Source organism: Polynucleobacter sp. 35-46-11 (assembly GCF_002281105.1).
In genome coordinates, this window is the sequence record NZ_NCFJ01000165.1 from 1 (window position 1) to 4,829 (window position 4,829).

The following is a 4,829-nucleotide window of genomic DNA, read 5'->3' on the forward strand; positions in this document are numbered from 1 at the left end:
TACTGAGAGTAGCGCCACCCCAGCAACAATTACCTTTGCTGACTTTGGCTTAGATCCAAAGATTCAAAAAGCGGTATCTGAGCAGGGTTACAACACCCCGACTCCGATTCAAGCGCAATCTATTCCGCACGTTTTGGCTGGAAGTGATTTGATGGGCGCTGCCCAGACTGGTACCGGTAAGACGGCTGCTTTTGTATTGCCAATTATTCAAAAGATCCTGCGTCATGCGAGTAGCAGTGCTTCACCAGCTCGTCACCCAATTCGTGCCTTGGTGCTAACGCCGACACGTGAGTTAGCTGTGCAAGTTGCCGAGAATGCAGCGAGCTATTCCAAGCACACTGATTTGCGTGCTGCCGTGGTGTACGGTGGCGTGGATATGAAAGAGCAAGTTGCGACATTGCGTGGTGGTGTTGAGATTTTGATTGCTACCCCAGGACGCTTGCTAGATCACATTGGTTCTAAAGTTGCCAATCTCTCTCAAGTAGAAATTTTGGTTTTAGATGAAGCAGATCGCATGTTGGATATGGGCTTCCTGCCCGACTTGCAGCGCATCATTGATTTGATTCCCGCTCAGCGCCAAACACTCTTGTTCTCAGCAACATTCTCGCCAGAGATTAAAAAATTAGCGCAAAGTTATTTGCGCACACCGGTTACTGTTGAAGTGGCACGCCAAAACGCCGCAGCCGATACTGTAAAGCAAGTAGTGCATATGGTAGCCAGTGAAGACAAGCAACGCGCGATTGTAAAAGTCCTTGAGGCGCGCACTCGTCAAGGTTTATCTCGTCAGTGCATCATCTTTACTAACAGTCGTTTAGGTTGTGCTCGATTAGCGCGTTCATTAGAGCGTGATGGAATTAAAGCGGGCGCGATTCATGGTGATAAGAGTCAGGGCGAACGTACTCTCACTTTGGATGCATTTAAATCTGGCGCCATCGAAGCATTGGTTGCAACAGATGTGGCTGCACGTGGTTTGGATATTCCATCGATGCCTTGCGTTATTAATCATGAGTTGCCATTTAATGCGGAAGATTTTATTCACCGCATTGGTCGTACGGGTCGAGCAGGTAGCAAGGGTGATGCGATTGCACTGGTCGATGCTAGTGAAAAACGTTTACTCGACGATATTGAAAAGTTGATGAAACGCAAGTTGGAGATCCAGCCGCTACCCGAGGGTAATCCTAGCTACGCTCCCAGCAGAAGCTCATCCAGATCAGAGGCGCCACCAAAAATGTCGGACCCTTTTTTCTATAAGCCTTATGAGCCTAGCGCTGTCAACAAGTCATCATCAGAGACTAGTAATCCTGAAGAGAAAAAAGTTGGCATTACGCCTGCAAGACCAGCTGTTGGCGCTCTGCTCGGTGGCTTTAAGAAGAAATAATTTTTCTATTCCAAGCTTGGGTGGCAGCTAAGAGCCACTCAGCAATCGAAGTATCTTTTCCATCCGGAAGATCTCTCAATCCTAAATGCTCTCCAGCTTTACGTAATTCCTGTAAAGCCTGTTGCGCATTTTCTGTATGAATAGCGTTCGCCAAATTTTGCTTGCTGAGTTTTTCACCATGCTCATCGAGCACTAGCGGTAGATGCAAGTAGCTTGGTGTTGGGTATCCCAAAATACTTTGTAAATGTATTTGTCGTGCTGTGTTGTTCAGTAAATCTGCACCACGCACAATATGAGTGATGCCTTGTTCGGCATCATCTACCACTACGGCAAGCTGATAGGTGAATATGCCATCCCGACGACGTAATACAAAATCCCCCACTTCTTGATTCAGGTTTTGACTTTGTATACCTAGAGCGAGATCTTCAAAATGAATACTGAGATCTGGGGGAAGAGCGAGCCTCCAGGCTGCTTCAACCGTAAAGATGTTTTCATCCTCATACAGGGGTATTTGTTGAGGGCGGCAGCTACCTGGGTAGACTATTTCTTGATTGCGAAGGGTGACTATGCCGCGAGCTTCAAGGGTATTTGCAATGGTTTGCCGGGAGCAGGTGCAGGGATAGATGGTTTGGAGCTCATTTAAGCGCTTTAGAGCCTCTTTATAGCGATCTTGGTGCTTGGATTGCCATGTTGGCTCCTCGTCCCAGCTAAGGCCGCAGGCAAGCAGTTGGCTCAGGATTTCTTGATCCGCCCCCGGAATGCAGCGGGGGGTATCTAAATCCTCGATTCTGATTAGCCATTTTCCTTGATTTTGTCGGGCATCCAGCCAGCTTCCTAGGGCGGCAACCAAGGATCCCGCATGAAGCGGGCCAGTAGGCGAGGGGGCAAAGCGCCCGCGATAGCCGTCAGCAGGGGGTGAGGGGTTTTTGAGGTTCGGCACAGCTAAAATGATCTCATGGCTTCACCCCGTTTTGTTCATCTGCGCGTCCATTCCGAGTTTTCAATTACGGATGGTGTCGTTCGTATTGATGATGCGGTAGCTGCAGCCGAAAAAGACGGCATGGGAGCCTTGGCGCTCACTGATTTGAGTAATTTATTTGGCTTAGTCCGTTTTTATAGCGCTGCACGCTCGAGCGGAGTTAAGCCAATTGCAGGTGCGGATGTTTGGATTAGCAACCCCCAAGACCCAGATCAACCCCATCGTTTATTGCTCCTAGTACAAAACCACTCTGGCTACCTCAATTTATGTCAGCTATTAAGCAAAGCCTCCCTGGAGAATCAATCTCGTGGTCGGGCAGAGGTAGATCGCAAGTGGTTTAGTGAGCCCGCTTCTAAAGCTGAAGATAAAGCTGCAAAAAGAACACTGGCATATGGACTGATTGCGCTCTCGAGTGGACGCTGGGGTGATGTGGGTAGTGCGCTCTTAGCCGGCCAAGAAGATCAAGCTAAAGATGCTGCTAAACATTGGGCAAAGTTATTCCCGAATACTTTTTACATTGAAGTGCAGCGTGGCGGCCATCCTCAAGATGAAAAGCAACTTCAGCTAGCCTGCCATCTCGCAAGTGAATTAGATCTACCTATAGTTGCTACGCACCCAGTGCAGTTTATGCAACGCAGTGATTTCACGGCCCATGAGGCGCGGGTTTGTATTGCTGAAGGAGAGCTCTTAGGCAATCCTCGTCGCACCAAGAAATTTAATGAAGAGCAGTATTTCTTATCTCAAGAGGAGATGGAAAAGCGTTTTGCAGATTTGCCTGTTGCATTGGCTAATTCGGTGGAGATTGCCAAACGTTGCAATCTCTCTTTAACTTTAGGTCAGCCACGCTTACCGGATTTTCCAACGCCTCCTGGTATTACGCTCGACGATTATTTGTTGCAGCAATCGGAGATTGGTTTGAAGCGCCATATGGAGCGCAATTTCCCAGATCCAGAGGAGCGTGCAAAGGAAGAGGCTCGTTATCACGAGCGCCTAGTCTTCGAGGTGAAGACCATTTCTCAAATGGGTTTCCCAGGCTACTTCCTGATTGTTGCTGACTTCATCAATTGGGCAAAAAATAATGGCGTTCCAGTAGGTCCGGGTCGCGGATCTGGTGCCGGCTCTTTGGTTGCTTACTCGCTCGGTATTACGGATCTTGATCCACTGCGTTACAACCTCCTCTTTGAGCGCTTCTTAAATCCTGAGCGGGTATCGATGCCCGACTTCGATATTGATTTCTGCCAGCATGGGCGCGATCGCGTTATTCAGTACGTAAAAGATAAGTACGGCAAAGATGCGGTCAGTCAAATTGCGACCTTTGGAACGATGGCTGCCAGAGCGGCGATTCGTGATGTGGGTCGCGTGCTGGAGCAAGGTTATAACTTCGTTGATGGTATTGCTAAGTTGATCCCGAATAAGCCAGGTCAGTACATGACTATCGAAATGGCCAAGAAGGAAGAGAAGCAATTAGGCGAGCGCGAAAAGAATGAAGATGAGGTGCGCCAGCTTTTATCTCTTGCACAGCAGCTTGAAGGCATGACCCGCAACGTCGGTATGCATGCGGGTGGCGTATTGATTGCCCCCGGTCGTTTAACCGATTTTTGCCCGCTTTATACCCAAGAGGCAAAAGACTCTAAAGATCAAGAGAGCGGCTCCGTTATTAGTCAGTTTGATAAGGATGATGTAGAAGCTATCGGTCTAGTGAAGTTCGACTTCTTGGGTTTAACGACGTTGACTATTTTGGCCGCTGCTGAGAAGTGGATTAAGACGCTGCATGCTGATCGTAAAGATTGGAATATTGGTGAAATTCCACTTGATGATGAAAAGGCCTTTGAAGTTTTAAAGAATGCCAATACAGTCGCCGTCTTCCAGCTAGAAAGTCGCGGCATGCAAGGCATGCTTCGTGAAGCCAAGCCTGACCGCTTTGAAGACATTATTGCGCTTGTAGCACTCTATCGCCCAGGTCCAATGGATTTGATTCCGGACTTTATTGAACGTAAGCATGGGCGTCAGAAAGTAGAGTATCCGGATCCACGTATTGAGCCCGTTCTACAAGAAACCTACGGCATCATGGTCTATCAAGAGCAGGTGATGCAGATGGCCCAGATGATTGGTGGCTACTCATTGGGTGGCGCAGATATGTTGCGTCGTGCGATGGGCAAGAAGAAGCCTGAAGAGATGGCGCAGCATCGCAAGATCTTTAGTGATGGTGCAAAAGCCGGCGGTATTACTGAAGGCAAGGCCAATGAGATTTATGACTTGATGGAGCGCTTTGCGGGCTATGGATTTAATAAATCCCATGCTGCTGCTTATGCACTCTTGGCATATCAAACTGCCTGGCTTAAGGCTTACTACCCTGCTGAATTTATGGCGGCCAACTTATCGCTCGCAATGGATGACACTGATAAGGTGAAGATTCTGTATGACGATTGTTTGGCAAATAATATTCGCGTATTTTCACCAGATATCAATACT

3 protein-coding genes are annotated in these 4,829 nt (G+C 48.2%); 2 read left to right on the plus strand and 1 reads right to left on the minus strand.

The window, feature by feature from the left end; all coding sequences use genetic code 11:
- Positions 1-28: 28 nt before the first annotated feature.
- Positions 29-1,378 (plus strand): DEAD/DEAH box helicase, encoded by a 1,350-nt coding sequence (locus B7Y67_RS10890; RefSeq protein WP_293598667.1) that lies wholly within the window; start codon positions 29-31, stop codon positions 1,376-1,378.
- Here the strand turns inward: B7Y67_RS10890 and gluQRS are convergent.
- Positions 1,365-2,318, minus strand: coding sequence for a tRNA glutamyl-Q(34) synthetase GluQRS (gene gluQRS / locus B7Y67_RS10895; RefSeq protein WP_293598665.1), 954 nt, complete (start codon positions 2,316-2,318; stop codon positions 1,365-1,367). The genes B7Y67_RS10890 and gluQRS overlap by 14 nt on opposite strands.
- A 15-nt stretch (positions 2,319-2,333) precedes the next feature.
- On the opposite strand from gluQRS, the gene dnaE reads away from it, so the two are divergent.
- Positions 2,334-4,829: DNA polymerase III subunit alpha (dnaE, locus tag B7Y67_RS10900; protein WP_293598666.1), on the plus strand; the 2,496-nt coding region annotated here is incomplete at its 3' end.